Below are 25,004 nucleotides of genomic sequence, written 5' to 3'. Positions count from 1 at the left end.
GTCTTGAGCGTCTCAACGGGTTCTCCTAAAGGATTGGTCCCCGAAGTGCGGTGATCGGTGCGGTGATCCGTGCGGTGATCAGGTGACTGCGCCCGCCGCCTTGAGAGCGATGATGCGGTCCCAGTCCAGGCCCAGTTCGAGGAGGATCTCCTCGGTCTGGGCGGCGAACTCGGGGGCCGGCCCGAGTTGTGGAGCGCTTACGTCGAACTGCACAGGGTTGGTGGCCAGTTCGAGCTCGCCGGCCCGGACCACGTACTCGTTCGCCCGGACCTGCGCGTCGTCGGCGACCTGGCGGGAGTCCTGGACCGGGGCCCATGGCCCGGACAGGCTCGCGAAGCGCTGGCTCCACTGGGCGAGGGTGCGGGAGGCGATCACCTCCCGCACGATCTTGACGGCCTGTTCGGTGTTCTCGGCGATCAGTTGGGCAGTGGCGAAGCGCGGGTCGTCGGCCAGTTCGGGCCGGTCGATGTGGTGGCAGAAGTCGGCCCAGAACTTGGCCGGCTGAAGCATCGTCAGGGTGAGGTGGGACCCGTCGGCGGTGGCGTAGGTGCCGGACAGCGGATTGGTCGGCGAGGCGTGGCCGCCCTGCGCGGCCGCGATGAAGGGCTTGTCGAGCCGCAGGGACAGGGCGATCCCGTGACCCATCGCCCACACGCCGCTGCCGAGCAGGGAGACGTCCACGACCGACGGCTCGCCGGTGCGCTCGCGCTTGAGCAGGGCCGCCGCGATGCCTCCGGCGAGGTTGGTGCCGGAGATGGTGTCACCGAACGCCGGCACGGGCGGGCCGATCATGCCCTCCGAGTTCGGCGGGGTGACGCTGGCGGCGATGCCGGCCCGGGCCCAGAAGGCGGTGAAGTCGTAGCCGCCTTTCTCGGACTCGGGGCCGCGCGGGCCGAAGGCGCTGCCCCTCGCGTAGATGATCTCCGGGTTGACCGCGCGGACGTCGTCCACGTCGAAGCCCAGCTTGCGCCGGCCGGCGGGCAGGAAGCTGGTCAGGAACACGTCAGCCTTGCGGATCAGGTCGTGCAGCACCTCCTTGCCCTCCGGCTTGGCCATGTCCAGGCCCAGGCTGCGCTTGCCCCGGTTGGAGTGCTCGACGTTGGGGTTCGGGTCGCCCTCGATCTTGAAGGTGCCGGTCTGCCGCAGCCCGCGCTGCGGGTCGCCGGTCACCGCGTGCTCGACCTTGATCACATCCGCGCCCCAGTCGGCGAGCACGGCGCCCGCCGACGGGACGAAGCCGTACATGGCGACTTCGAGGACGCGGATGCCCTCCAGCGGCCTCATGACGCCTCTTTCGAAGCCGGGAGCACCGTCGCGAAGGACTTGGTCTCCAGGAACTCCTCCAGGCCGGGTACGCCGCTCTCCCGGCCGATGCCCGACTGCTTGTAGCCGCCGAACGGGACGTCGGCGGCGAAGTAGTTGCCGCCGTTGATGGTGAGCGTGCCGGTGCGGATACGGCGTGCCAGCGCGATGGCCCGTTCCTCGTCGCCGCTCTGCACCCCGCCGGACAGCCCGAAGATCGAGTTGTTGGCGATGCGGACGGCGTCGTCGTCATCGTCGAAGGGAATGACCGCCAGCACCGGCCCGAAGACCTCGTCCTGGGCGATCTCGCTGTCCGGGTCGACGTTGGCGAGCAGCGTCGGCTTGTAGAAGAAGCCGGGTTCGACCTTCTCGCCCCCGGTGACCAGGGTCGCGCCCGCCTCGACGGCCCGCTGGACCATACCGTCGACCTTGTCGCGCTGGCGCTCGCTGATGAGCGGGCCCGCGAAGGTCTTGGGGTCGGTGGGATCGCCCAGGGTGACGCGGCCGAGGCCGGCCGCGACCATCGCCACGATCTCGTCGTGGTGCTCCCTGGGCACCAGAAGCCGGGAGGTGAGCGCGCAGCCCTGCCCGGCGTGGGAGCAGATGGTGAAGGCGGCGAACATGGAGGCGGTCGCGAAGTCCGCGTCGTCGAGGATGACCATGGCGGACTTGCCGCCGAGCTCCAGGAAGAGCTTCTTGATCGTGCGGCTCGCCACCTCCATGATCCGGCGGCCGGTGGCGGTGGAGCCGGTGAAGCTGACCATGTCGACATCGGGGCTGCTGGTGAGGACCTCGCCGACCTCGACGCTGGTGGAGGTCAGGACATTGACCACACCCGGCGGGATGTCGGTGTGCTCGGCTATCAGCTCGCCGAGGAACAGCGTGGTCAGCGGGGTGTCCGGCGCACCCTTGAGGACCACCGTGCAGCCGGCCGCGAGCGAGGGCGCGAGCTTGGCCAGGGCCAGCTGGTTCGGGTAGTTGTACGCGGTGATCCCCGCGACGACCCCGACGGGCTCCTTCTCCACCCACCGGCGGTGGCGCTGGCCCCGGATCTCGATCTCGCCGAGCTCCTCGGACATGGGGTACTTGCGCAGCAGGTCGGCGTAGAAGCGGACCAGCTTGACGGGATCCTCGAGCTGGGGGCCGTAGGTGAGCATGCGGGGCGCGCCGACCTCGGCGATGGTCAGCTCGCGCAGCTCCTCCAGGTGGTCGGTGAGGGCCTGGTGCAGCTGGTCGAGACACCGGATGCGCAGCTGTACGTCGGTGGACCAGCTCGTTGTGTCGAAGGCGCGGCGGGCGGCGGCGACGGCGGCCTCGGCCTGGGCCGTCGTGGCGTCGGGTGCGTGGTCGAGCACCTCGCCGGTGGCGGGGTTGAGGGAGGCGAAGGTCTTGTCGGTTCCGACGAGTTCTCCGTCGATGAGCAGGCGCTTCACAGCCGCACGACCTGTCCGCCGTCCACGCTCACGACCTGGCCGGTCAGCCAGCTGGCGGCGTCCGAGAGCAGGAACAGCACGGTGTTCGCCATGTCCTCGGGCGTGCCCATCCGCTTGAGGGCCAGGCCCTGGACCATCGAGGACCGGTACTCCTCCGGCACGATGCTCCGGGTGGCGTCGGTGTCGATGGGGCCCGGGGCGATGCCGTTGACCCGGATGCCCCGGCCGCCCAGTTCCGCGGCGAGCGAGGCGGTCAGGCTGTTGATCCCGGCCTTGGCCAGCCCGTAGTACCCGGCCCCCATCCAGGCGGCGGTGGAGGACTGGTTGACGATCGCCGCGCCCTCGGTCAGGTGCGGGAGGACCGCCCGGGTGACATGCAGTGCGCCCAGCAGGTTCACCTGCAGGAACCGGTTGAGGTAGTCCAGGGGGACGGTGGTGAGCCCGTCGCGCCGCATGCTGTGGAAGATGGCGGCGTTGTTGACCAGGTAGTCGATGCGGCCGTACTCCGCCATCACGGCGGCGGCCAGGGCGTCGGCCGACGCCGGGTCGGCCACGTCCACTTTCACGAACAGCGCGCCGAGTTCCTTGGCGACCCGCTCGCCCTGTTCCTCGTTGAGTTCGGCCACGACGACCTTGGCGCCCTCAGCGGCCAGGGCACGGGCATAGCCCTCGCCGATCCCCTGTCCAGCGCCGGTGACGATCGCAACCTTGTCCTGGAACCGCATCCTGCCTCCTTGCTCGGATGTGGTGGAAACTACATTCTCACCTTACGCAAATCAACCATCCGGTAGTGAGAACGTCATGGGTCTACCGAACTACAGGACAGCGAGAATAGGATTCTCGTATCCGGAAGGGAGACTTTCATGATCGAGACGAAGGCCCTGAGTCCGCACCTGGGCGTAGAGGTCACCGGTGTCGAGGACCTGCTCGAGGACACAACCATCAGCCGGTGCGCGGAGGCGCTGAAGTGGCGGGGCGTGCTGCTCGTCCGCGGGCTGCACCTCGACGACGAGGCCCAGCTGGCCTTCAGCCGCAAGCTGGGCGAGGTCGTCACACTGGGCGGCAGCGAGATCTTCAAGGTCTCGCTCGACCCGTCGAAGAACCCGGCGGCCGAGTACCTCAAGGGCACCTTCCACTGGCACCTCGACGGCACGACGGACAAGGTGCCGATCAAGACCACCACGCTGACCGCACGGCATGTGGCCATGGTGGGCGGCGGAACCGAGTTCTCCAGCACCTACGCGGCGTACGAGAACCTGCCGGAGCAGGACCGCAAGCGGTACGAGGGCCTGCGCGTCGTGCACAGCCTTGAAGCGGCGCAGCGGCTGGTGAACCCCGATCCCACCGAGGAGCAGGTCGCCCTCTGGCGCAGGGCGCCCAGCCACGAGAACCCACTGGTCTGGCAGCGGCGCGACGGCCGCCGCTCCCTGGTGATCGGCGCGACAGCGGACCACATCGTCGGACTGGAGCCCGCCGAGAGCCGGGCCCTGCTCGACGAGCTGCTGGCCTGGTCCACACAGGAGCGCTTCCGCTACAGCCACGAGTGGCAGGTCGGCGACCTGGTGATGTGGGACAACACCGGCATGCTGCACCGGGCGCTGCGGTACGACCCCTCCTCGGAGCGGACCCTGCACCGGACCACCATCTTCGGGGACGAGGCCTTCGCGTGAAGACAGCGGTCGTAACGGGCGGCGGTTCCGGCATCGGCCGGGCCGTCGCGGAACGTCTGAAAACCGACGGATACCAGGTCGCCACCCTCGACCTCAGCCCGTCCGACGAGAAGTTCGCGTACGCGGCCGACGTCACCGACCGGGCCCAGGTGGACGCGGCGCTGGCCGCCGTCAGGGAGAGCCTGGGGCCGGTCACCATCCTGGTCAACGCGGCCGGGATGGACGGCTTCAAGCGCTTCCAGGACCTCAGCTTCGAGGCCTGGCAGCGGTTGATCAACGTCAATCTGCACGGCGTCTTCCACTGCATCCAGTCCTCGCTCCCCGACATGTTCGAAGCCGGCTGGGGGCGGATCGTCAACATCTCCTCCTCCAGCGCGCAGTCGGGCCAGCCGTTCATGTCGCACTACGTGGCGTCCAAGTCGGCGGTCAACGGACTGACCAAGTCGCTGGCCCTGGAACTGGGCCCGTCCGGCATCACCGTCAACGCGGTGCCGCCGGGCTTCATCGACACCCCGATGCTGCGCAAGGCGGAGACCCGCGAGCTGATCGGCGGGACGGTCGAGGACCACATCCTGCGCACACCGGTGCGCCGCGTCGGCCGCCCGGAGGACATCGCCGCGGCCTGCGCGTTCCTGATCTCGGAGGAGGCCGGGTACATCACCGGCCAGATCCTGGGCGTCAACGGGGGGCGGAACACGTGAACCGCATCGATCCGGTCCCGTACGCCGAGTGGGACACCGACGCCCTGTCGGTCCTGGCGCCCGGCCGAAAGCTGCCGCCGTCCAACGTGCTGGCACTGCTCGCCAAGCACCCGGACCTGGCCAGGTCCTTCCTGACCTTCAACAAGCACCTGCTGGGCTCCTCCACGCTGCCGAAGCGCACCCGCGAGCTCGCGATCCTGCGGGTCGCCTGGCGGCGGCACTGCCGGTACGAGTGGGCGCAGCACGTCCTGATCGCCCGGCGGGCCGGCGTCACCGACGCGGAGATCGCCGAGGTCCGCGCCGGATCCGACACTCTGATCAACCGCGCTGTGGAGGAACTGGAGACCGACTCCCGCCTGTCCGACAAGACCTACGCCACGCTCGCCGAGGACCTGGACGACCGCCAGCTCATGGACCTGGTGTTCACGGTCGGCGCGTACGGCCTGCTGGCCATGGCGCTCAACAGCTTCGAGGTGGAGCTCGATCCCGGACTCGATCCAGGCCTCTCTGGCGAGAACTTCAATTTCGCCGAATGAGAATGCTATTCTCATTCCAGAGAACCGAGAGAGGGGTGAAACCATGCCGCACTTCGCCAAGCCGGCTGCAGGGAGCTGGACCGAGCAGCATCCCGAGCTGGGTACGGGGCCGGTCAACTACGAGGACTCCGTCGATCCCGCCTACTACGAGGCCGAGCGCGAGGCCATCTTCAAGAAGACCTGGCTGAACGTGGGCCGGGTGGAGTCGCTGCCGAAGGCCGGCAGCTACTTCACCAAGGAGCTCCCGGTCGCGGACACCTCGCTGATCCTGGTGCGGGGCAGGGACAAGGAGATCCGCGCCTTCCACAACGTCTGCCGGCACCGGGGCAACAAGCTGGTCTGGAACGACTTCCCCCAGGAGGAGGTCAAGGGCACCTGCCGCCAGTTCACCTGCAAGTACCACGCCTGGCGCTACGACCTGGAGGGCAAGCTCACCTACATCCAGCAGGAGGGCGAGTTCTTCGGCATCGACAAAGGCGACTACGGCCTGGCGTCGGTGCGCTGCGAAGTCTGGGAAGGGTTCATCTTCATCAACCTGGACCAGGACGCCCAGCCGCTCACGGAGTACCTCGGCGAGATGGCCAAGGGCGTGGAGGGCTACCCGTTCCACGAGATGACCGAGGTCTTCAGCTACAAGGCCGAGGTCGGCAGCAACTGGAAGCTGTTCATCGACGCGTTCGCGGAGTTCTACCACGCGCCCGTGCTGCACCAGAAGCAGGCCACCAAGGAGGAGGCCGAGAAGCTGCTCGCCGTCGGCTTCGAGGCGCTGCACTACGAGCTGCACAGCCCGCACTCGATGATCTCCTCCTGGGGCGGGATGGCGCCGCCCAAGGACCCCATGATGGTCAAGCCGATCGAACGCGTCCTGCGCAGCGGCCTGTTCGGCCCCTGGGACCGCCCGGCCATCGAGGGCCTCGACCCGCTGCCGCCCGGCCTCAACCCCTCGCGGCACAAGGCATGGGGCACCGACGAGTTCGAGATCTTCCCCAACTTCAGCCTGCTGGTCTGGGCGCCCGGCTGGTACCTCACGTACCACTACTGGCCGACCGCCGTGGACAAGCACACCTTCGAGGCCAACCTGTACTTCGTGCCCGCGAAGAAGGCGAGCGAGCGGCTGGCCCAGGAGCTGGCGGCGGTGACGTTCAAGGAGTACGCCCTCCAGGACGCCAACACCCTCGAAGCCACCCAGTCGATGCTCAAGGGCCGGGTCGTCACCGACTTCCCGCTCAACGACCAGGAGATCCTGCTGCGCCACCTGCACAAGGTCGTCGCCGACTACGTCAAGGAGCACACCGATGCTGCCAAGTGAGTTCAAGGAGCTCGAAGCGTTCGACGACTGGATCCTGGGATCCGAGCCCGAGCGGTACGCCAAGCGGCTGGCCAGCTCGATGGAGGAGATGCAGGCCCTCTACAACGCGGCGTTCCCGCTGCTGGAGCGGGCCGGCGCCCACCTCGACACGTTCCCGCTCGCCGATCTGCCCGAGGCCGAGCACAACCTGCTGCTCCTGATGTACTCCCTCGTCATGGTGTCCTTCCCGGTCGAGGTCTGGAAGCAGGCCCGGGTACCGGACAGCGGCGCCGCCTACCTCGATCTCCTCGTGGAACCGAAGGTCTGAACATGATCACGCTCAAGGCCGCCCGCGTCCTGCACGTCGAGACAGGGGCGATCGAGGAGCCGGGCCTGGTCACCGTCGACGGGGACCGCATCACAAGCGGCGCGGGCGAGGGTGAGGTGCTCGACCTGGGCGACGTCACCCTGCTGCCCGGCCTCATGGACATGGAGGTCAACCTCCTGATGGGGGGCCGGGGAGAGACCGCTGTGCTCTCCCCGGTACAGGACGATCCGCCGCTGCGGATGCTCCGCGCCGTAGGCAACGCCCGCCGCACGCTCCGCTCGGGCTTCACCACCGTCAGAAACCTCGGCCTGTTCGTCAAGACCGGCGGCTACCTGCTCGACGTCGCCCTGGCCAAGGCCATCGACGCCGGCTGGATCGACGGCCCGCGCATCATCCCGGCGGGCCACGCCATCACCCCGACCGGCGGGCATCTGGACCCCACGATGTTCGCCGCGTTCGCACCCGGGATCATGCCTCTCTCCCTGGAGGAGGGCATCGCCAACGGGGTCGACGAGGTGCGCAAGGCCGTCCGGTACCAGATCAAGCACGGCGCGCAGTTGATCAAGGTCTGCGCGTCCGGCGGCGTCATGTCGCACACCGGCACCGCGGGCGCGCAGCACTACTCCGACGAGGAGCTGCGCGCCATCGTGGACGAGGCGCACCGGCGCGGCCTCAAGGTGGCGGCCCACACCCACGGGGCCGACGCCGTGCGGGGCGCCGTGGAAGCCGGTATCGACTGCATCGAGCACGGCTTCCTGCTCGACGACGAGACCATCGAACTGATGGTGGAGCGCGGCACCTTCCTCGTCCCGACCACCGCCCTGATCGACGGCATGGACCTGTCCAGGGCCGCCCCCGAGCTGCAGGCCAAGGCCGCCGAGATCTTCCCCCAGGCCCGCACCGTGGTCGCCAAGGCCGTCAAGGCCGGCGTCAAGATCGCCGTCGGCACCGACGCGCCGGCGATCCCCCACGGCCGGGGCGCCCAGGAGCTCATCGCCCTCGTGGAGCGCGGCATGACGCCGCTCGAAGTGCTCCAGGCGGCCACCGTCAACGCCGCCGAGCTGATCGGCGTCGACAACCGGGGCCGCATTGCCGAGGGGTTGCTCGCCGATCTGATCGCGGTACCCGGGAACCCGCTGGAGGACATCTCCGTCATGGCCGACGTCATGTTCGTCATGAAGGGGGGAAAGGTCTTCCGCGGCGGCCCCAGCTGAGCGACAAGGGGGATGGCTGTCCCCCCGCGTCGCACGGCGGGCGTGGCGGAGTGATGACAGGGGCGCGGCACCGGATCCGAGATCCGGTGCCGCGCCCCTGTCACGTGTCCGGCAGTTCCCCGTGCCCCCGAAGGGGCGCGGGGAACTGCGCGACCAGCCCACCGCTGCCCGAGGCCGGGCACGGCGCCGCACCACCGGCTCACTGATTCCGGATCTTGTCCTTCATGTCCTCAAGCTGCGTCAGGATCGGGTAACCGCCCACGCTCAGCGCGTTCCCGTGCCCGGTCTCGTGGATGTCGAACACCGACTGGACGGCCGCGTAGAAGCCCTGCACGTCGAGGGTCTGGTTGACGGCCCGCTTGGCCTGACGGAGCCCGAAGGACGGCATCCGGGAGATCTGCCGGGCCAGCTCCATGGTGGACGCGTCCAGTTCCTCCAGCGGCACGACACGGTTGACCATCCCGGCCTTCTCCGCCTCCTCGGCGGTGACGGCACGGCCGGTGAAGAGGATCTCCTTCGCCTTGCGCGGGCCGAGCTCCCAGGTGTGGCCGTGGTACTCCACCCCGCCGATCCCCATGTGCACCACGGGGTCGGAGAACTCCGCGTTCTCCGCCGCCACGATCAGGTCACAGGGCCAGCAGAGCATGAGCCCGCCGGCGATGCACTTGCCCTGGACGGCGGCGATGGAGGGCTTGGGGACGTTGCGCCAGCGCAGGGTGTACTCCAGGTACCGGCGGGTCTCGGCGCTGTAGATCCACTCCAGGGTGATCGTGCCCGGGTCCGGCCAGCGGTCCTTGAGGTCGTGGCCGGCCGAGAAGTGCTTGCCGTTGCCCTTCAGGACGATGACCCGTACGTCCTCGTCGGCCGCAGCCCGGCTCCAGGCCGCGTCCAGGTCGTCGAGGAGCCCCATCGTCTGGGCGTTGGCGACATGAGGGCGGTTCAGGGTGATGACGGCCACGCGGTCGGTGACCTCGTAGAGGATCTGGTCCTTCTGGTCCATCCGCGTCATTCCTTATCTGGGGAGGCCGAGAATGCGCTCGGCGATGATGTTGCGCTGTATCTCGGAGGTGCCGCCGGCGATCGTGCCGCCGAAGCTCCGCGCGTACCGCTCGAACCAGCTGGCGGTGAACGACGGCCAGCCCATGTGGTTGGCCGGGGCGGTCAGTTCGGGATGGACCAGGCCGTCGGCCCCGCGCGCCTCCAGGGCGCTGAGGGCGGCCGCCTGTACGGCCTCCGAGCCGAACAGCTTGAGCACCGACAGCTCCGCCTCGTCCCGCTTGTCCCCGAGCTGGCGGTAGCCGAGCAGCTTGAGCGCCTGGAAGTCCATGAGCAGCGTCGCGTACCACTCCTCGTCGCTGGGCGCGTCCTGGATCAGGTCCTCCATCCGCTCGGCGTAGTGCAGCCACAGCAGGGTGCGCTCGTGGCCGAGCGAGCCGTGGGCCACGCCCCAGCCGCCGTGCAGCGGGCCGACCAGGTTCTCGCGCGGTACCCGTACGTCGGTGAAGAACACCTCGTTGAAGTCCAGGTCGTCCGGGGACGCGATGGAGCCGAACGGCTTTCTGACCACGCCTTCGGTGTCGGTGGGGATGAGCAGGACGCTGATGCCCTTGTGCTTGGGCGCGTCCGGATCGGTGCGTACGAAGGTCAGCAGCACATCCGCGTCGTGCGCCCCCGAGGTCCACACCTTCTGCCCGTTGACCACGAAGTGGTCGCCGTCGAGCACCGCTCGGGTCCGCAGGCCGGCCAGGTCGGACCCTGCCTCGGGCTCGCTCATCCCGAGCGCCGCCGTGAGATCCGTCCGCAGGATGGGAACGGCCCAGCGGCGCTTCTGCTCCTCGGTCCCGAAGGTCAGGATCGAGGCCGCGATGATGCCGAGACCCTGCGGGTTGAAGCTGTGGTTGATCCGCCGCCGGGACAGCTCCTCCAGGTGGGCGAGCTGCTGCGGCAGCGTGGCGTTGCGCCCGCCGTACTCCGGGGGGTTGCCGGGCAGCAGCCAGCCGGCGTCGAAGAGCGCGCGCTGCCAGCGGGCCGCCCATGGCGGCACGTCCGCGGTCGACAGCGGAGCGGGTACGGCGTCGGCCGCGGCGGGCAGGTTGGCGTCGATGAAGGCGGAGAACTCGGCTCGGAACTCCTCGACCCCGGCGTCGGATTCGGAGGTCAGCTTCATGCCAGCAGCGCCCTTCTGTGTACGGCTGCCGTCCCCAGCAGCTGGTCGCCGGCCTTGGCCCGCTTGAGATGGATCTGCAGCTCGTTCTCCCAGGTGTAGCCCATGGCCCCGAACAGCTGGAAGCCGTGCTGGAAGCACAGCCGCTGGCACTCCCCCGCCGCGGCCTTGGCCATCGAGGCCGCCTTGCCGCGTCTCGGGTCGTCCTCGGCGATGGTCAGCGCGGAGAAGTAGGCCAGTGCCCTGGCCCGTTCGATGGCTACGTACATGTCCGCGGCCTTGTGCTTGACGGCCTGGAAGGAACCGATCGGCTTGCCGAACTGGACGCGCTGCTTCACGTGCCCGACGACCAGGTCCAGGATGCGGCGGCAGCTGCCGACCGTGGAGATGGCCAGGCCCATCAGGGCGAGGTCGGGTACGCCGGGGGCCAGATCGGGCGCGTCCACATGGGCCAGGTGCAGGGTCGGGTCGAAGACGTCGAGCCGCCGGGCGTGCACCTGCCGGCCGTCCAGGACGACCACGCCGCTGTGGGTGACCAGGGCGATCTCGTCCGCCCGGTCCGCGTCGAGCACGAACCGCCCGGCTCCGTCGAAGACACCGGTTCCCGAGCCCCGGGGCAGCCGGCCGGCGAGCGGGGCGAACCAGGTGGCCGTGGCGAGGAAGGGGGTCGGATCGGCGGCGTACCCCAGCTCCTCCAGCACGATGGCCAGTTCCACCGGAGGGGCCTCCAGCCAGCCCAGGTCCAGATACGTCGTCCAGAGCTGATCCTCGGGCAGCGACCGCGACTTGGCGACCGTCTCACGGACCATGCGCTGCAGCAGCTGCTGGTCCTCGTCGAACTCAAACTCCACGGGCCACCTCCAGAAGGACCTTGCCAATGGCGTCTCGGCCCAGGCTCAGGGCCGCCGACACCTCGTCGAGCGGGTGGACGGCATGGACGCGGGGGTGGATGAGCCCGTCGGCGAACATGCGGTGGAGCTCGGTCCGGGAGGCGACCAGCCTGTCCCGGTCGTGCCGTGCCCAGCCGCCGAAGTCGAAGCCGTGGATCGTCACGCCCTTGAGCATCGCCAGGTTGAGCGGGATACGCGGGATCTCGCCGCTCGCGAAGCCCACGTTGACGAACCGGCCGCCCCAGCGCATGGCGCGAAGCGCCTGCTCGGAATGCGGCCCGCCGACCGGGTCGATCACCACATCGGCTCCGCCGGCGTCCCGCAGCCCCTGCTTGAGGTCTTCGTACGGCAGGGTCACCTGGGCGCCCTGCTTGGCGCAGACCGCCCGCTTGTCCTCGGTGGACGCCACCGCGATCACCTCCGCGCCCAGCAGGGCGGCCAGTTCGACCGCCGCCAGCCCGACCCCGCCGGCCGCGCCGAGCACCGCCACCCGCTCCCCCGGCCGGACGCCGGCAACCAGCTTCAGCGCGTTGAACGCGGTGGCGTGGGAGACCCCGAAGGCCGCCGCCCGGTCGGTCGGGACCGAGTCGGGGACGCGGTGCAGGCTGGTCGCCAGGACGGCGACGCGCTCGGCCCAGGCCCCGACGAACACCGAGCCGAAGACCCGGTCGCCCTTGGCCAGTCCGTGCCCGGACTCGGCCACCACCCCGGCGAACTCACTGCCGGGGGTGAAGGGCGGTTCCGCCCTGACCTGGTAGTTGCCCTCGACCACCAGCAGGTCGGCGAAGTTCACCGCCGCGTAGTGCACGTCGACGGGCACCTCGCCCTGCGGCTCGGGGATGTCCTCGACGGTGACCGGGCCGCCGATGGCGTTGCAGCGGACCGCTCTCATGGCCGTCGCCTCACAGCCGGGTCGTCGCGGCGAGTTCGGCCGCCTGGGCGGCCATGTCCAGGACGGCCTTCCCGTAGTACGCCATCTTGGGGTTGCCGCCCTCGCCCTTCACATGCCGGGCGTAGCCGCCTTCCAGCACGACGGCCATCTTGAAGCGGGCCAGGATCACGTAGTAGTCCATCTCGCTGACGTCCCGGCCGCTGACCTTGGCGTAGTGCTCCAGCAGATCGGCCCGGTCCGGCATGCCGGTGTAGTCGACATACCCCTTCTGGGTGCGGTCCTCGTCGGCGTCCGGCCAGCCCATGAGCACCCAGCCCAGGTCGAGCAGCGGGTCGCCGACGGTGGACATCTCGAAGTCCACCAGCGCGGCGAGCCTGGCCGGGGTGCCGTGCTGGAACATGACGTTCGCGAACTGGTAGTCGCCGTGGATGATGCCCGGCTCCCAGCTGCTCGGCCGGTGCTCGCGCAGCCAGGCGGCGGCCGCGTCCAGCCCCGGGATCTCGCGGAACCGGAACTTGGCCAGGTGTGCCAGCCAGCGGTCCACCTGCCGGTCGTGGAAGCCCTCGGGCTTGCCGAGTCCTTCCAGGCCCTGGGCCCGCCAGTCGACGTTGCCGAGCCGGGCGATGCCCTCCACCAGCTGGTACGCGAGCTGCGGCCGCAGGGACAGGTCACTGCGGAACGGCTCGGGCCAGCCGTCGGAGCTCATCGGCGACCAGCCGTCGACGTATCCCATGAGGTAGAAGCACGAGCCGAGCACGTCGGTGTCGTCGCAGACCGCGACGGCCTCCGGGTGCGGGACGTCCGTCCCGTTGAGGGCCTTGAGCACGCGGTACTCGCGCAGCATGGTCTCGTTGCGGCCCGGCGGCACCTTCTCCGGCGGCTTGCGCAGGACGAGGCGCCGGTCGCCGCGGGTGATCGAGTAGATGTCGTTGGAGGTGCCCCCGGAGATGTAGGACGCGTCCACGGGTTCGCCGGGGGCGATGTGCTGGGTGTCCAGCCAGCGGCCGAGTGATTCGGTGTTCAGGGGGTTCACATGTCCTCCAGCTGCTTGCGGGCCCACTCCCGGCGAGTGGGCAGGTGCTGGGTGGGCCAGAGCCCGGGTGCCGCCTCGCGGCCGCGCAGAACCTCGCGGGCCACGGTGATCTTGTGGACCTCGGTCGGTCCGTCGACGACCGCCATGACGGCGGCGCCGGTCCACATGTCGGCGAAGGGCATCTCGTTGGAGACCCCCAGCGCGCCGTGCAGGTGCATCGAGCGGTACACGATGTCGTGCAGCACCTTCGGCGTCAGGAACTTGATGGCGGCGATGTCCTTCTTGACCCGCTTGTAGTCGTTGTACTGGTCGATCTGCCAGGCCGTGTACAGGACGAACAGCCGGAACTGCGCGAGCTGCGCGTAGGAGTCGGCCAGGTCGGCCTGGACCAGCTGCTTGTCGCCCAGCCTGCTGCCCTGCGTCTCCCGGGAGACGGCACGCTCGGCCATCATGTCCAGCGCCTTGTTGCACTGCCCGACGACCCGCATCGCGTGGTGGACCCGCCCGCCACCCAGCCGGGTCTGCGCGATCGCGAACGCCTGGCCCTCCCCGCCGAGCAGAGCGTCCGCCGGCACCCGGACCCCGTCGTACGAGATCAGCGCGTGCATGCCCTCTTCCGGGTCCTCGCCCAGGGTCCCGACGTGCCGCTCCACCCGGATCCCCGGGGTGTCGCTGGGCACCAGGAACATGGACATGCCCTTGTACGCGCTGACGTCGGGATTCGTCACCGCCATGACGATGACGAAGCGTGAGGTGCGCGCGTTGGAGGAGAAGTACTTGCGTCCGGTGATGACCCATTCGTCGCCGTCACGCACCGCGCGCGTGGTGAACATCGTCGGATCGGAGCCGGCGTGCGGCTCGGTCATGGAGAAGCAGGAGAAGCACTCGCCTTCGAGCAGCGGCTGGAGATAGCGCTCCTTCTGCTCCTCGGTGCCGTAGCGGGCGATGATCTCGGCGTTGCCGGTGTCCGGCGCGGCCGTCCCGAAGATGACGGGGGCCCAGCTCGACGCGCCCAGGATCTCGTTGATCAGCGCCAGCTTGACCTGTCCGAACCCTCGCCCGCCCAGCTCGGGACCGAGGTGCGGGGCCCACAGCCCCTGATCGCGCACCTGCTGTTTGAGGGCTCGCACGACCGGGCCGGTCTCGTCGTCGAGCGGATGGAAGGCCCGGCCCGGATAGAGCAGGTCCAGCGGTTCGACGCGCTCGGCGCGGAACCACCTGATCCACTCCAGCTTCTCCTCGAACTCCGGCTCGGTGCGAAAGTCCCATGTCATTCGGACATTCCTCGTCTCGTGGCTCTGCCGGTACGTTGGTGAGAATAACATTCTCACCTGGCGTAAGTAAGAGTCTCGCAACCTGCGGTGGGGGGTTCGGTAGGGAGATGCCCTGGCTTACCGCTGAAGTGGAGTATCGTTCTACTGTGACCGCCGTCCCCGCAGAACCTGTCGAGCCCGCCTGGCGCCAGCGCGCCGTCGAGCGATCCACGCGTGCCGCCAAGCTCCGCGCCGAGCAGCGCGTGCAGCGCTTCCTGGACTCGGCACAGGAACTCATCACGGAGAAGGGGACGACGGACTTCACGGTCCAAGAGGTCGTCGAGCGTTCAAAACAGTCGCTGCGCAGCTTCTACCAGCACTTCGACGGCAAGCACGAGCTGCTGCTGGCCCTGTTCGAGGACGCGTTGTCCACCTCGGCCGTGGAGATCCGGGAGGCCGCCGACGCCGAGGACGACCCGCTGCGGAGCCTTCAGGTGGCCGTCGAGATGCTCTTCGAGCAGTCGCATCCCAACCCCGGCGTCCAGCGCCCGCTGTTCAGCGACTTCGCCCTGCAGCTGCTGGTCAGGCACCCCGCTCAGGTGGCCACCGCGCACCTTCCGCTGCTCGCACTCTTCACGGAGCTCATCGACGAGGCCGCCAGGGCCGGCGCGATCCCGGTCGGCAAGCCCCGCCGACAGGCCTCCCTGGTCATGCAGACCGTCCTGTTCGCCGCCCAGGCCCACGGCGTCCCCGCCAACGGGCATGCCCACCCGGTCACCGCCGGGGAGATCTGGCACTTCTGCCTCGGCGGCATCTCGGCGCCCCCCGCGGCGTCCTGACGGGACGCCGGACCGACCCCTAGCGCTCCCCTACAGCTCTCCTACCGCTCCTCCTCGGCGACGTACGCGAGGAAGTCGTCGACCATGCGGTGGAACTGCCCGGCCAGCTGGTGGAGTTCCTGCGGCGACCAGTCCGCCAGGGCGTCCCGCATGGCCGCCGCCGCCACCTCGCGGATCCGGACAGCGGCCTGCCTGCCCGCCGGGGTCACCTGGACCAGCTGCGCGCGACGGTCCCCCGGGTCCACGACCCGGCTGACGTACCCGGCCTTCTGCAGGCGCTGCAGCTGCCGGGTGACGTGCGGCGCCTCCACCTGCAGCCGCGCCGCCAGCTCACTCGGGCGCAGCGCGTCGGACTCGGAGAGCATCCGCAGGATGATCACGGCGGCGCGGTCCAGCGGCACACCGGTCGCGGCCTTGACGTGGTCGTGCCGCCGGGCCCGGGTGATCAGATGCGCGATGCGTGTAAGTGCCCGCTCGATCTCGGCGACGTCATCGGCGGCCGAGGAGCCGGCGCCCACCGGCTGGTCTGTTGGCATGGAAGCTACCCTACGGTCACTTGCCTAAGTTAAACAATTCCCCAAGGACGTCGAATCCGGTGGCAGCTACTTGCCTAACTCAAGTAACATACTGTCCCGGAGGCCGGCTCCGTCCTCCTTGTCGCCTACCGGCAGGAGAACGCCATGCTCGCTGTGGCCCTGGCGCTTGTCTCGATCCTCGCCTACGCGGCCGCGGCCGCGGCCCAGCACCGGCTCGCCTCCGGCCCCGCCGGCACCAGCCTGCCCGGCATGATGCTCCGGGGTGCCTGGTGGGCGGCGGTGGCCATCAACGCGGCGGGCGCCGTCTTCCATGTGGTCGCCCTGAAGTTCGGCTCGCTGACGCTGGTCCAGTCGCTCGGCGCGCTCACCCTGATCGCGGCGCTGCCGATCAGCGCACGGACCACCGGCCGGCCCGTCAGCCGCAAGGAGTGGCGTGGCGCCGCTCTCACCCTCCTCGGCCTCGCCGCCTTTCTGCCGGTCACCGCGGGCAGTGGCGAGCCCACCCACAGCCTGGGCGTCCCGGCCGCGGTCGCCGTCGCGGTCATCGCGATCCTCTCCGTCCCCGCCGCGCTGGCCACCCGGCGCGGCAATACCCGTTCCCTGAGCCTGGCGGCCGCCTCCGGCATCCATTCCGGGGCCGCCTCCGCGCTCTTCCAGACCGTGCTTCTGACGGGCGGCCTCCTTTCCTGGCATTCCGTCACCATCGGCGCGTTCGCCATCTCCCTGGCCGTGGGCGGCCTGCTGCTGTCCCAGGCCGCATACGCCGGCGGGCTGGGCGCGCCGCTCGCCGTTCTCACCCTCGCCAATCCCGTCGCCGGAACGGTCATCGGGATGACACTGCTCGGCGAGGGGATCCGCGGCGGCCTCGCCGGTGCGGCCCTCGCCGCCGTCAGCGCCCTGGTGGCGGCGCGTGGCGTCATACTGCTGACCCGCTCCACGACCGTCGAGCTGGCCCGCGGTATCCCCGCGACGGTGTGAGGCCGGCGCCCAGCAGGGGCGCGGGGAACTGCGCGACCAGCCCACCACGGGCCTGCAGGTGTGCACCGGCCTTGACTCGGAGAACATCCGCCGGACGAGCGAATCGGCCCGTCCGGCGGGTTGCGTCGAGGCGCCCGGACAGGGCGGCCGCGAACGCTCGCCGGGTTGCGCAGCCCGCCGGCTGCGCTTTGTCCTCAATCGCCGGACGGGCTCAATTTCAGCCCGTCCGGCGATTGAGGACGGAACCAGGACCCGGACAAACCGGGCGAATCGCGTCCCGGTCACCGCGCTAGGTGTATTGATCACGAGCGTTGTTGACACGTGTCGTGCTTGATCAAAGGTGAAGACCTCCGGTGTGGTGGAGCTGTCTAGGACCGCACCACACCGGAGGTCTTCGTGTCCCACCGTAATGCCCGGCTGACCGTTCACGGCAGGCGACTGCTGGTCGAGCGTGTCACCTCGGGCCGGCCCGTCGCCCACGTGGCCGCTGAGATGGGTGTCTCCCGCGCCACCGCCCACAAATGGGTCCGCCGGTGGCGGGCCGAGGGCGAGCCGGGCCTGCACGACCGGCCCAGCAGTCCCCGCACGACCCCGCACCGCACCCCGGCCGCGACCGAGCAGGACGTCTGCCGTCTGCGCCGCGAGCGCAAGCTCGGCCCGGCCCGCATCGGCCCGATCCTGGGCCTGCCCGCCTCGACCGTGCACCGCATCCTGACCCGCCACGGCCTGCACCGCCTGGCCTTCCTGGACCGCCCCACCGGCCAGGTCATCCGCCGCTACGAACGCGACCGCCCCGGCGAGCTCATCCACGTGGACGTGAAGAAACTCGGACGGATCCCCGACGGCGGCGGCCACAAAACACTCGGCCGCCAGGCCTCCCGCGCCACCAAGACCGGCGTCGGCTTCGACTACGTCCACTCCGCCGTCGACGACCACACCCGCCTGGCCTACAGCGAGATCCACCCCGACGAGAAAGCCGCCACCTGCGCCGACTTCCTCCGCCGGGCCGCCGCCTTCTTCACCACCTGCGGCATCCACCGCATCGAACGCGTGCTGACCGACAACGCCTGGTCCTACCGCAAAAGCACCCAATGGAAGCAGGCCCTCACCGACCTGGACGCGACCGGCAAACTCACCCGCGCCTACCGGCCCCAGACCAACGGCAAAGTCGAACGCTTCAACCGCACCCTGCTCGACGAATGGGCCTACCTACAGCCCTACACCAGCAACGACCAGCGCACAGCCGCCCTGACAGACTTCCTCCACAGCTACAACCACCATCGCAGCCACACCGCACTCAAAGGCCAGCCCCCGATCAGCCGCGTCAACAACCCTGCGGGTCAATACAGCTAGGCCGTGTCTGACAAATAGCGTCGGCCGCCCGAAGGGCGGGCCCCGCGGCGTCTGGTGCGTGCGATCGCAAGGCGGAGGACCGCCCTCGTAGTGGGCTACTCGGGCGACTCCGACAACGCAGCGAGCGCGCGCCCGCCGCGCCAGCGGCTGATGTCACTGCGGCGTCGCGGGGCAGGCGGGATTTGTCAGACACGGCCTAGGCGCCGGCCGCCGCCGCATCGCGTACGGCCTCGCTCCACGGGGTCCGGGCCGCGATGGCCTGCCGCCAGCGGTGAATCGCCTTGGGCGGCATGCCGACCGCGAGGGCACCGGACAGGCGGTCGCCGGTGCGGTAGGCGGCCACGAAGCGGCGCGCGTCGAGATCCCCGTCCACGACGGCGGCCTCGTCGTGGCCGCGCAGGTAGCCGTACGCCTGGATCTTCATGTCGTACTGGTCGGACCAGAAGTACGGCACCGGGGCGAACGGCTTGCGCGCCTGCGGGTGGAGGATGTTACGGGCGGCGGCCATGCCCTGCTCGGCGGCGTTCGTACGGTGCTCGATGCGCATCGGTACGCCGAACAGCGGGTTGTGCCAGCGGGCGACATCCCCGGCGCCGTACACGTCGGGCGCGGCGGCGCAGTACTCGTCGCACACCAGGCCGTCGGTCACCTCCAGACCGCTGTCCGCCAGCCATTCGGTGTTGGGCAGGGAGCCGATGGCGACCAGCACCTCGTCGGCCTCGATCAGCTCGCCGTCGGCGAGCCGTACGCCGCCACCGGTCGCCTCGGCGACGGTGACCCCCGTGCGCAGATCGACTCCGTGGTCCAGGTGGGCCCCCGAGAGCACCCGTCCGACCTCCTCGCCGACCGCGTGGGCCAGCGGCACCGGCGCCGGTTCGAGGAGGGTGACCTCGGCGCCCATGCCCCGGGCCACGGCGGCGGCCTCCGCCCCGAGGAAGCCGGCACCGACCACGGCCAGGCGCCGCCCCCGGCCGAGCCGCCCCCGCAGGGCCAGGGCGTCGGAGAAGGTGCGCAGCACGTGGGCGCCCTCACCGGGCAGGCGGCGCGGACGTACGCCGGTGGCCACGATCAGGCCGTCGTAGGGCAGTTGCGTACCGTCGGCGAGGAGCAGCGTACGTCCGGCCAGGTCGAGGCCGCTCGCGGTGGCGCCGAGGCGCAGGTCGAGGCCGAGTGCGTACAGGTCGGCCACTGAACGCAGGGCGAGACGGTCGGGTTCCCACTGCCCGGCGAGGATCTGCTTGGACAGCGGCGGCCGGTCGTAAGGTGGGTGCGGCTCGTCGCCGACGAGGGTGATCGCCTCCTCGTAGCCCTCCCGGCGCAGTGTCTCGACCGCCGCGAGCCCCGCGGCCGAGGCGCCCACGACCAGGATCCGTTTCACTCCCCCACCAACCGGATCGCCGCCGCCGGGCACAGAACCGCCGCATCCTTCACCGCGGCGTGCAGCTCGGCGCCGGGATCGTCGACCAGCAGGACCACGATGCCGTCCTCGTCCCGCTGGTCGAACACCTCGGGAGCGCTCAGGACGCACTGGCCGGCCGCGATGCACTTCGGTTCGTCGACTTCCACACGCATGGTCGTTTCCTTGCTCGTCGGGCTCGTCGGGCTCGTCGCCGCGCTCACCAGGTGACCGGCAGTTCGTAGACGCCGTAGGCGAGCCGGTCGTGCTTGAACTTGATCTCCTCCAGCGTGGTGGCGAGGCGCAGGGTGGGAACGCGGCGGTAGAGCGTGCCGTAGACGATCTGGAGCTCCACGCGGGCCAGCAGCTGCCCCAGGCACTGGTGGATGCCGAAGCCGAAGGCGTTGTGGTGGCGGGCCGACCGCTGGAGGTCGAGCCGCTCCGGCTCCGGGAAGGCGTCCGGGTCCCAGTTGGCGCTGGAGAGGGGGAAGACGAGGCCGTCCCCGGCCCGGATGACCTGGCCGCCGATCTCGATGTCCTCCCGGGCGATACGGCGCTGACCGGTGTGCGCGATGGTCAGGTAGCGCAGCAGTTCCTCCACCGCGCCCGCGACGATCTTCGGGTCGTCGGTGTCGCGCAGCAGGGCGAGCTGCTCGGGGTTCTGGAACAGGGCCAGGGTGCCCAGGGCGATCATGTTCGCGGAGGTCTCGTGCCCGGCGATGAGCAGCACGACGGCCATGAGGGCGGCTTCGGGCGGAGTGGTCTCGCCGGCCCTCACCCGCTCCGCCAGATCGGTCAGCAGGTCCTCGCCGGGATCGGTGAGCTTGGCGTCGATCAGCCCGATCAGATAGTTGAGCAGCGCGCCCGCCGCCGCCTGGCTCTCCTCGGGCGTCGCCTCGCTGCTGACCGCGGTGACGCTGTGCTCCTGGAAGAAGTCGTGGTCCGTGTACGGGACTCCGAGCAGCTCGCAGATCATCAGCGACGGCACGGGCAGGGCCAGCGCGGTGACGAGATCGGCGGGCTTCGGTCCGGCCAGCATCGCGTCGATGTGGTCGTCGGTGATCTTCTGGATGGCCGGCCGCAGCGCCTCGACCCGCTTGAAGATGAACGGAGCGGTCAGCATCCGGCGGAACCGGGAGTGCTCGGGGGCGTCCGTGTTGAAGATGGTCGGCGGACGGTGGTCCAGGGTCTCCGCCATGGCCCGGGTCTGGTGCGGGAAGCCGGGCTGATGCTCGTCGGTGCTCACCCGGGCGTCGGCCAGCAGGGTCCGTTGATCGGCGTGCCCCATGACCAGCCAGGGTGTGCTGCCGTCCCAGATCCGTGCTTTGGTTAGTGGCGTCTCGGCATGCAGCGCGCGCAGGGCCGGGGGCGGAGCGAACGGGCATTCGTCCGCCCGGGGCATCGGGAACTCGGGAACGGACTGGGCCCCATCATTGACAGTGTCTGCGAGTGTGTCAGCCATGTCTCTCCTCGGATGTGGGGGCTCCGGTAGGAACGAAGTGCCGGGATCCGGCAGGCAGCCGAAGGCCTCGACGATCGCCATGCAACCGGACGGGGCTGACACCCCCCTGCCGGTTTCCTGACAGCAAGCTGACGTGACGAAGGTCACAGCCGGAATTGTTCCATGGCAACGGAAGGCCCGGCGCGCGCCTTGAAACCGGGTCGGCACCCCGCTTGCAACCGGGTCAGACGCCGCCCAGCCAGTAGCCGAAGCCCCGGCGGTTGTGGATCAGCGGCGGCTGTTCCTGGTCCACCTTGGAGCGCAGGCGGGAGACGAGCTTCTCGATCGCGTTGTCGGCGCGGCCCTCGCCCCAGACGTACCGGCCGATCTGCTCCTTGGAGAACACCCGTTCCGCGTTGACCATCAGGTGGCGCAGCAGCCGGTACTCCGCCGGGGTGAGGTCGAGCTCCCGACGGCCGCGCCGCGCCTGGCAGGTGGCGTCGTCCAGGGCCAGGTCGCCGTAGCGCGGCGCCTTGTCCCGGCCGGGATTGCGGCTGTTGAGTAACACCTGCGCCCTGGCCAGGACTTCGGCGATCCGCAGCGGCTTGGTGACGTAGTCGCTGGCGCGCAGGCCGCCGAGCCCGGGGGCGAGGCTGCCCAGGGACTCGCAGGTGGTCAGGAAGAGCATGGGCGGCCGGTCGGCCGCGGCGAGGCGGGGGCGCCCGTTGAAGTCCTTGAGGTCCTTGAGCACGATGTCCAGGACCAGCAGGTCGAACCGCTGGTCCGCCAGCCGCGCCAGCGCCTCGGCGCGGGTGGCCACCCTCACGACCCGGTAGCCCGCCAGCCCCAGAGTCGTCGAGAGCAGTTCGAGGGTCCCCGGGTCGTCGGCGACGATCAGGACACGCTGCCCCGCCCCGCGAGTGGGCGAGGACCTGTGCGAAGACTTACCACTGACAGTCACGTTCATCGATGACCATTCGTGTAGGGCTCACGCTGGTGGAGTCAGGCGGTGGGGGCCGCCTCGGCGCCCTCTTGTGCGGGCTGCTCTGCCTGCTCGCCTTGCTCGGCTTGATCTGCCTGCTCGGCACTGTCGTCCTCGGCCGCGAAGCCGAGGAAGTCGTCGACCATCCGGTGGAACAGCGCGGCGAGCTGCCGCAGATCCTCCGGCGACCACTCGGCCAGCGCCAGCTGCATCCCCCGCCAGCTCGCCTCGCGGATGCGGTCGTACGCCTCCTGACCGAACGAGGTGAGCTGGATGCGCTGGGCACGGCGGTCGTCCGGGTCCGGGACCCGGGTCACGTATCCCGCCTTCTGCAACTGCTGCACCTGCCGGGTGACGTGCGACGCCTCCACCGCCAGCCGGGCCGCCAGCTCGCCGAGGCGGAGCGGTTCGGAGTCGGCGATCTGCCGCAGGAGCGCGACGGCGGCACGGTCCAGCGACACTCCGGCCACCGCCACGAGGCGCTCGTGCTGCTTGACCCTGCTGGTCAGATACGTGATGCGGGTGAGAGCCCGCTCGATCTCGACCACGTCCGTCGAGACCTGGGCTGCGTCTGGCAATCGTGTGGACATGCAAGCACTTTACCATCCAATTGCCTGACTCAAGTAAATCTGGCGCCATGTTTTGCTTGACTCAAGTAAGCCAAATATGGTTGCCTGACTTAAGTAAGCCACTGCCCGCAGCGCCCAGCGCCGCGGGCATCCAGACCGGGGCCTCGCAGCGGAGGCGGCCCCGCCGCGCCCGACCCGTGGGGACGGGGAACGGCGCACTCCTCGGGCCGGCGGCCGGACAACTCCCCCTGTCCACCGCCGGTCCCGGGGCACCGGGCCAACGTTGTCCCGCCCTGTCCCCGAGTCCTTGTCCGCGAGCCCCTGTACCCGAGCCCCCTGTCCCCCGTGCTGCATCCCCGAAGCCGATCGTCGGCAACCGCTCCGGGACGCCGCCTCACCCCAACCGCGCACACCGCCGTGCGCGCGCTGGCGGCGCCCGACCCGCAGTTGAGCATCCACGACGAAGACAGGACATTCCATGGGAACCTACGCACGAGCCGGGCTGGCGGCGGTACTCGCATTCGGCGCACTCCTCACCGTGATCCGCATCAGCCAGGACGGCAGTGCCACTGCCACCACCCCGCCGAGGGGCCCCTACGTCGCGCTGGGCGACTCCTATACGGCCGGCCCGAAGATCCCCGGCCAGACCGGAAAGCCCGCCGGGTGCGATCGCTCGGACCGCAACTACCCCGCGCTGGTGGCGCAGAAGCTGAACCTCAAGGCGGCCGCCTTCCGCGACGTGAGCTGCAGCGGCGCCACCACTGCCGATCTGTCCGCGCCGCAGTCCACCGGCAACGGTGTCAACCGGGCCCAGTTCTCGGCGCTGTCCGGCAGGACCCGGCTGGTCACCCTCGGCATCGGCGGCAACGACATCGGCTTCAGCTCACTGATCACCCAGTGCGTCAAGCGCGGTGTGTTCTACCTCGCGACCGGCGGGGACAAGTACTCCTCCGACGACGCGCCCTGCAAGGCCCAGAACACCTCCGACGGCACCGACCGGGTACGGGACAGGATCCAGGCCGCCGGGCAACGGCTGGCCCGCGCTCTGAGCGAGATCAAGCGCCGTGCCCCGCAGGCCCGGGTGTACGTCGTGGGATACCCGGCGATCCTGCCGTCCAGCACCACCGGCTGCGGCCGTGAGATGGCCCTCGCACCGGGCGACGTGAGCTTCCTCCGCGAAAAGGAGCAGCAGCTCAACGACATGCTGCGGCGGCAGGCGCAAGCCGCCGGGGCCGGATACGTCGACACGTACGCCCCCTCCGCCGACCGGGACGCCTGCTCCGCGTCGGACACCCGCTGGATCGAGCCGCTGATCCCCCTCGCCCCCGCGGCCCCCGTCCACCCCAACGCGCGTGGTGAACGCGGCATGGCCGACGCCGTCCTGAGCACCATCGGCGCCAAGGTATGACGGGGCTGACCGGGATGAAAACGAACGGAGAAGGGGAGCACGCCATGAGCGGCCGCGGCCATGAGGGACGCAGCGTCATCGTCACCGGGGCGGGATCGGGAATCGGCAGGGCCACCGCATTGCACTTCGCCCGGGAGGGCGCGAGCGTACTGGTGGTGGATCAGCGCCACGAAGGCGCCCAGCAGGTGGTCAAGACGATCGAGAACGCGGGAGGCCGCGCCCAGGCGGTCGTCGGCGACGTCAGCGACCAGCAGGTTGCGGAGGAGGTCGTCGCGACGGCGATGGGCACCTTCGGCAGCCTGGACGTCCTGGTGAACAACACCAGCCTCATGGACCGCGCGCCGACCCCGGGCGAGACCGACGACGCCGAGTGGGAGCGCATCATCCGGGTCAATCTGACCGCGCCCTTCCTGCTGACCCGCGCCGTCCTGCCGCACATGCTGTCCGCCGCGCGCGGCGCGATCGTCTGCACGGCGTCGGAGGCCGGTCTGCGCGGCAGCGCGGCCGGCGACGCCGCCTACACCGTCTCCAAACACGGCATCGTCGGCCTGACGAAGTCCCTCGCCGTGATGTACCGGGACCAGGGCATCCGCGCCAACGCCATCACCATCGGCGGCGGCGTCGGCGTCGGCGCGAAGGCCGGGCGTCCCGACCGCACCGGCACCCGCGACCGCCCCTCCCATGAGCTGACCGACACCCAGGCGCAGGCCGCCACCATCGTCTTCCTCGCCTCCGACGCCGCAAGCACCGTCAACGGCGCCATCCTGCCCGTCAACAGCGGCTGGTCCGCCGGCTGAC

At 70.0% G+C, this 25,004-nt stretch carries 26 protein-coding genes; 11 read left to right on the top strand and 15 right to left on the bottom strand.

Annotated elements, in window-relative coordinates:
• Window positions 1-78: 78 nt before the first annotated feature.
• From OG607_RS42550 to OG607_RS42540, 3 genes are read right to left on the bottom strand one after another with little or no spacing between them, the layout of a single operon-like run.
• Window positions 79-1,284: a CaiB/BaiF CoA transferase family protein gene (locus OG607_RS42550; RefSeq protein WP_405735325.1), complete on the bottom strand. Its 1,206-nt coding sequence runs from the start codon at window positions 1,282-1,284 to the stop codon at window positions 79-81.
• Window positions 1,281-2,735 carry an aldehyde dehydrogenase family protein gene (locus OG607_RS42545; protein ID WP_405735322.1) on the bottom strand — a complete coding sequence of 485 codons (1,455 nt, stop codon included), beginning with the start codon at window positions 2,733-2,735 and terminating at the stop codon, window positions 1,281-1,283. The genes OG607_RS42550 and OG607_RS42545 overlap by 4 nt, the downstream gene beginning before the upstream one ends.
• On the bottom strand, window positions 2,732-3,460 hold the full coding sequence (locus OG607_RS42540) for an SDR family oxidoreductase (RefSeq protein ID WP_405735320.1): 729 nt from the start codon (window positions 3,458-3,460) through the stop codon (window positions 2,732-2,734). The genes OG607_RS42545 and OG607_RS42540 overlap by 4 nt, the downstream gene beginning before the upstream one ends.
• 138 nt (window positions 3,461-3,598) lie before the next feature.
• On the opposite strand from OG607_RS42540, the gene OG607_RS42535 reads away from it, so the two are divergent.
• Genes OG607_RS42535 through OG607_RS42510 form a run of 6 tightly spaced genes read left to right on the top strand, consistent with a single transcriptional unit; the run spans window position 3,599 to window position 8,472 of the window.
• Window positions 3,599-4,405, top strand: a complete 807-nt coding sequence (locus tag OG607_RS42535) for a TauD/TfdA dioxygenase family protein (RefSeq protein WP_405735318.1) — start codon at window positions 3,599-3,601, stop codon at window positions 4,403-4,405.
• The gene (locus OG607_RS42530) at window positions 4,402-5,106 is read left to right on the top strand and encodes an SDR family NAD(P)-dependent oxidoreductase (RefSeq protein ID WP_405735315.1); all 705 of its coding nucleotides are present in this window, start codon (window positions 4,402-4,404) and stop codon (window positions 5,104-5,106) included. Before OG607_RS42535 ends, OG607_RS42530 begins: the two co-directional genes overlap by 4 nt.
• The gene (locus OG607_RS42525; RefSeq protein WP_405735313.1) at window positions 5,103-5,642 is read left to right on the top strand and encodes a carboxymuconolactone decarboxylase family protein; all 540 of its coding nucleotides are present in this window, start codon (window positions 5,103-5,105) and stop codon (window positions 5,640-5,642) included. Before OG607_RS42530 ends, OG607_RS42525 begins: the two co-directional genes overlap by 4 nt.
• Window positions 5,643-5,685: 43 nt before the next feature.
• Window positions 5,686-6,951: an aromatic ring-hydroxylating dioxygenase subunit alpha gene (locus OG607_RS42520; protein ID WP_405735312.1), complete on the top strand. Its 1,266-nt coding sequence runs from the start codon at window positions 5,686-5,688 to the stop codon at window positions 6,949-6,951.
• Complete coding sequence (locus tag OG607_RS42515; protein ID WP_405735310.1) at window positions 6,938-7,258, top strand: hypothetical protein; 321 nt, start codon at window positions 6,938-6,940, stop codon at window positions 7,256-7,258. The genes OG607_RS42520 and OG607_RS42515 overlap by 14 nt, the downstream gene beginning before the upstream one ends.
• 2 nt (window positions 7,259-7,260) lie before the next feature.
• On the top strand, window positions 7,261-8,472 hold the full coding sequence (locus OG607_RS42510; protein WP_405735308.1) for an amidohydrolase family protein: 1,212 nt from the start codon (window positions 7,261-7,263) through the stop codon (window positions 8,470-8,472).
• Between the two features lie 199 nt (window positions 8,473-8,671).
• On the opposite strand, the gene OG607_RS42505 is transcribed toward OG607_RS42510, so the two are convergent.
• The 6 genes from OG607_RS42505 to OG607_RS42480 are packed head-to-tail and all read right to left on the bottom strand — an operon-like array spanning window position 8,672 to window position 14,725.
• Entirely contained in the window at window positions 8,672-9,472 is an 801-nt protein-coding gene (locus OG607_RS42505) for an enoyl-CoA hydratase (protein WP_405735305.1), read from the bottom strand.
• 12 nt (window positions 9,473-9,484) lie between these two features.
• Window positions 9,485-10,639, bottom strand: a complete 1,155-nt coding sequence (locus OG607_RS42500) for an acyl-CoA dehydrogenase family protein (RefSeq protein WP_405735302.1) — start codon at window positions 10,637-10,639, stop codon at window positions 9,485-9,487.
• Entirely contained in the window at window positions 10,636-11,487 is an 852-nt protein-coding gene (locus OG607_RS42495; RefSeq protein ID WP_405735300.1) for an acyl-CoA dehydrogenase family protein, read from the bottom strand. Before OG607_RS42495 ends, OG607_RS42500 begins: the two co-directional genes overlap by 4 nt.
• The gene (locus OG607_RS42490; protein ID WP_405735298.1) at window positions 11,477-12,418 is read right to left on the bottom strand and encodes an NADPH:quinone oxidoreductase family protein; all 942 of its coding nucleotides are present in this window, start codon (window positions 12,416-12,418) and stop codon (window positions 11,477-11,479) included. The genes OG607_RS42495 and OG607_RS42490 overlap by 11 nt, the downstream gene beginning before the upstream one ends.
• A gap of 10 nt (window positions 12,419-12,428) precedes the next feature.
• Window positions 12,429-13,451 carry a phosphotransferase family protein gene (locus tag OG607_RS42485; protein WP_405735296.1) on the bottom strand — a complete coding sequence of 341 codons (1,023 nt, stop codon included), beginning with the start codon at window positions 13,449-13,451 and terminating at the stop codon, window positions 12,429-12,431.
• Window positions 13,448-14,725, bottom strand: coding sequence for an acyl-CoA dehydrogenase family protein (locus OG607_RS42480; RefSeq protein WP_405735294.1), 1,278 nt, complete (start codon window positions 14,723-14,725; stop codon window positions 13,448-13,450). Before OG607_RS42480 ends, OG607_RS42485 begins: the two co-directional genes overlap by 4 nt.
• Window positions 14,726-14,871: 146 nt before the next feature.
• Between OG607_RS42480 and OG607_RS42475 the strand changes: the two genes are divergently transcribed.
• The gene (locus OG607_RS42475; protein WP_405735292.1) at window positions 14,872-15,543 is read left to right on the top strand and encodes a TetR/AcrR family transcriptional regulator; all 672 of its coding nucleotides are present in this window, start codon (window positions 14,872-14,874) and stop codon (window positions 15,541-15,543) included.
• A gap of 41 nt (window positions 15,544-15,584) precedes the next feature.
• Here the strand turns inward: OG607_RS42475 and OG607_RS42470 are convergent, their stop codons facing one another.
• Window positions 15,585-16,079: a MarR family winged helix-turn-helix transcriptional regulator gene (locus OG607_RS42470; RefSeq protein ID WP_405735290.1), complete on the bottom strand. Its 495-nt coding sequence runs from the start codon at window positions 16,077-16,079 to the stop codon at window positions 15,585-15,587.
• Window positions 16,080-16,223: 144 nt separating this feature from the next.
• Between OG607_RS42470 and OG607_RS42465 the strand changes: the two genes are divergently transcribed.
• Complete coding sequence (locus tag OG607_RS42465; protein ID WP_405735288.1) at window positions 16,224-17,057, top strand: DMT family transporter; 834 nt, start codon at window positions 16,224-16,226, stop codon at window positions 17,055-17,057.
• 396 nt (window positions 17,058-17,453) lie between these two features.
• The gene (locus tag OG607_RS42460; RefSeq protein WP_405722375.1) at window positions 17,454-18,410 is read left to right on the top strand and encodes an IS481 family transposase; all 957 of its coding nucleotides are present in this window, start codon (window positions 17,454-17,456) and stop codon (window positions 18,408-18,410) included.
• Between the two features lie 196 nt (window positions 18,411-18,606).
• Here OG607_RS42460 and OG607_RS42455 read toward each other — a convergent pair whose 3' ends face one another.
• From OG607_RS42455 to OG607_RS42435, 5 genes are all read right to left on the bottom strand, one after another.
• Complete coding sequence (locus tag OG607_RS42455; protein WP_405735286.1) at window positions 18,607-19,788, bottom strand: NAD(P)/FAD-dependent oxidoreductase; 1,182 nt, start codon at window positions 19,786-19,788, stop codon at window positions 18,607-18,609.
• Window positions 19,785-19,982 carry a ferredoxin gene (locus tag OG607_RS42450; protein ID WP_405735284.1) on the bottom strand — a complete coding sequence of 66 codons (198 nt, stop codon included), beginning with the start codon at window positions 19,980-19,982 and terminating at the stop codon, window positions 19,785-19,787. The genes OG607_RS42455 and OG607_RS42450 overlap by 4 nt, the downstream gene beginning before the upstream one ends.
• A gap of 44 nt (window positions 19,983-20,026) precedes the next feature.
• Entirely contained in the window at window positions 20,027-21,268 is a 1,242-nt protein-coding gene (locus OG607_RS42445) for a cytochrome P450 (RefSeq protein ID WP_405735281.1), read from the bottom strand.
• Window positions 21,269-21,491: 223 nt separating this feature from the next.
• On the bottom strand, window positions 21,492-22,214 hold the full coding sequence (locus OG607_RS42440) for a response regulator transcription factor (protein ID WP_405735279.1): 723 nt from the start codon (window positions 22,212-22,214) through the stop codon (window positions 21,492-21,494).
• A gap of 35 nt (window positions 22,215-22,249) precedes the next feature.
• Entirely contained in the window at window positions 22,250-22,819 is a 570-nt protein-coding gene (locus OG607_RS42435; protein WP_405735277.1) for a MarR family winged helix-turn-helix transcriptional regulator, read from the bottom strand.
• Window positions 22,820-23,276: 457 nt separating this feature from the next.
• Between OG607_RS42435 and OG607_RS42430 the strand changes: the two genes are divergently transcribed.
• Together OG607_RS42430 and OG607_RS42425 are read left to right on the top strand one after the other, a co-directional pair.
• Window positions 23,277-24,206 (top strand): SGNH/GDSL hydrolase family protein, encoded by a 930-nt coding sequence (locus tag OG607_RS42430; protein ID WP_405735275.1) that lies wholly within the window; start codon window positions 23,277-23,279, stop codon window positions 24,204-24,206.
• 44 nt (window positions 24,207-24,250) lie between these two features.
• Window positions 24,251-25,003 carry an SDR family NAD(P)-dependent oxidoreductase gene (locus OG607_RS42425; protein WP_405735272.1) on the top strand — a complete coding sequence of 251 codons (753 nt, stop codon included), beginning with the start codon at window positions 24,251-24,253 and terminating at the stop codon, window positions 25,001-25,003.
• Window position 25,004 lies beyond the last annotated feature (1 nt).

Source organism: Streptomyces sp. NBC_01537 (assembly GCF_045040445.1).
In the GTDB taxonomy this organism is placed as follows: domain Bacteria; phylum Actinomycetota; class Actinomycetes; order Streptomycetales; family Streptomycetaceae; genus Actinacidiphila.
This window is presented reverse-complemented; position numbering and strand designations above follow the sequence as displayed.

What these genes read in the sequence shown, in the direction of transcription:
- OG607_RS42450 (WP_405735284.1), bottom strand. Translation starts at nt 19,982, where the DNA reads ATGCGTGTGGAAGTCGACGAACCGAAGTGCATCGCGGCCGGCCAGTGC.
- OG607_RS42510 (WP_405735308.1), top strand. Translation starts at nt 7,261, where the DNA reads ATGATCACGCTCAAGGCCGCCCGCGTCCTGCACGTCGAGACAGGGGCG.
- OG607_RS42470 (WP_405735290.1), bottom strand. Translation starts at nt 16,079, where the DNA reads ATGCCAACAGACCAGCCGGTGGGCGCCGGCTCCTCGGCCGCCGATGAC.
- OG607_RS42465 (WP_405735288.1), top strand. Translation starts at nt 16,224, where the DNA reads ATGCTCGCTGTGGCCCTGGCGCTTGTCTCGATCCTCGCCTACGCGGCC.
- OG607_RS42515 (WP_405735310.1), top strand. Translation starts at nt 6,938, where the DNA reads ATGCTGCCAAGTGAGTTCAAGGAGCTCGAAGCGTTCGACGACTGGATC.
- OG607_RS42440 (WP_405735279.1), bottom strand. Translation starts at nt 22,214, where the DNA reads ATGAACGTGACTGTCAGTGGTAAGTCTTCGCACAGGTCCTCGCCCACT.
- OG607_RS42480 (WP_405735294.1), bottom strand. Translation starts at nt 14,725, where the DNA reads ATGACATGGGACTTTCGCACCGAGCCGGAGTTCGAGGAGAAGCTGGAG.
- OG607_RS42490 (WP_405735298.1), bottom strand. Translation starts at nt 12,418, where the DNA reads ATGAGAGCGGTCCGCTGCAACGCCATCGGCGGCCCGGTCACCGTCGAG.
- OG607_RS42435 (WP_405735277.1), bottom strand. Translation starts at nt 22,819, where the DNA reads ATGTCCACACGATTGCCAGACGCAGCCCAGGTCTCGACGGACGTGGTC.
- OG607_RS42550 (WP_405735325.1), bottom strand. Translation starts at nt 1,284, where the DNA reads ATGAGGCCGCTGGAGGGCATCCGCGTCCTCGAAGTCGCCATGTACGGC.
- OG607_RS42520 (WP_405735312.1), top strand. Translation starts at nt 5,686, where the DNA reads ATGCCGCACTTCGCCAAGCCGGCTGCAGGGAGCTGGACCGAGCAGCAT.
- OG607_RS42535 (WP_405735318.1), top strand. Translation starts at nt 3,599, where the DNA reads ATGATCGAGACGAAGGCCCTGAGTCCGCACCTGGGCGTAGAGGTCACC.
- OG607_RS42445 (WP_405735281.1), bottom strand. Translation starts at nt 21,268, where the DNA reads ATGGCTGACACACTCGCAGACACTGTCAATGATGGGGCCCAGTCCGTT.
- OG607_RS42430 (WP_405735275.1), top strand. Translation starts at nt 23,277, where the DNA reads ATGGGAACCTACGCACGAGCCGGGCTGGCGGCGGTACTCGCATTCGGC.
- OG607_RS42505 (WP_405735305.1), bottom strand. Translation starts at nt 9,472, where the DNA reads ATGGACCAGAAGGACCAGATCCTCTACGAGGTCACCGACCGCGTGGCC.
- OG607_RS42540 (WP_405735320.1), bottom strand. Translation starts at nt 3,460, where the DNA reads ATGCGGTTCCAGGACAAGGTTGCGATCGTCACCGGCGCTGGACAGGGG.
- OG607_RS42425 (WP_405735272.1), top strand. Translation starts at nt 24,251, where the DNA reads ATGAGCGGCCGCGGCCATGAGGGACGCAGCGTCATCGTCACCGGGGCG.
- OG607_RS42500 (WP_405735302.1), bottom strand. Translation starts at nt 10,639, where the DNA reads ATGAAGCTGACCTCCGAATCCGACGCCGGGGTCGAGGAGTTCCGAGCC.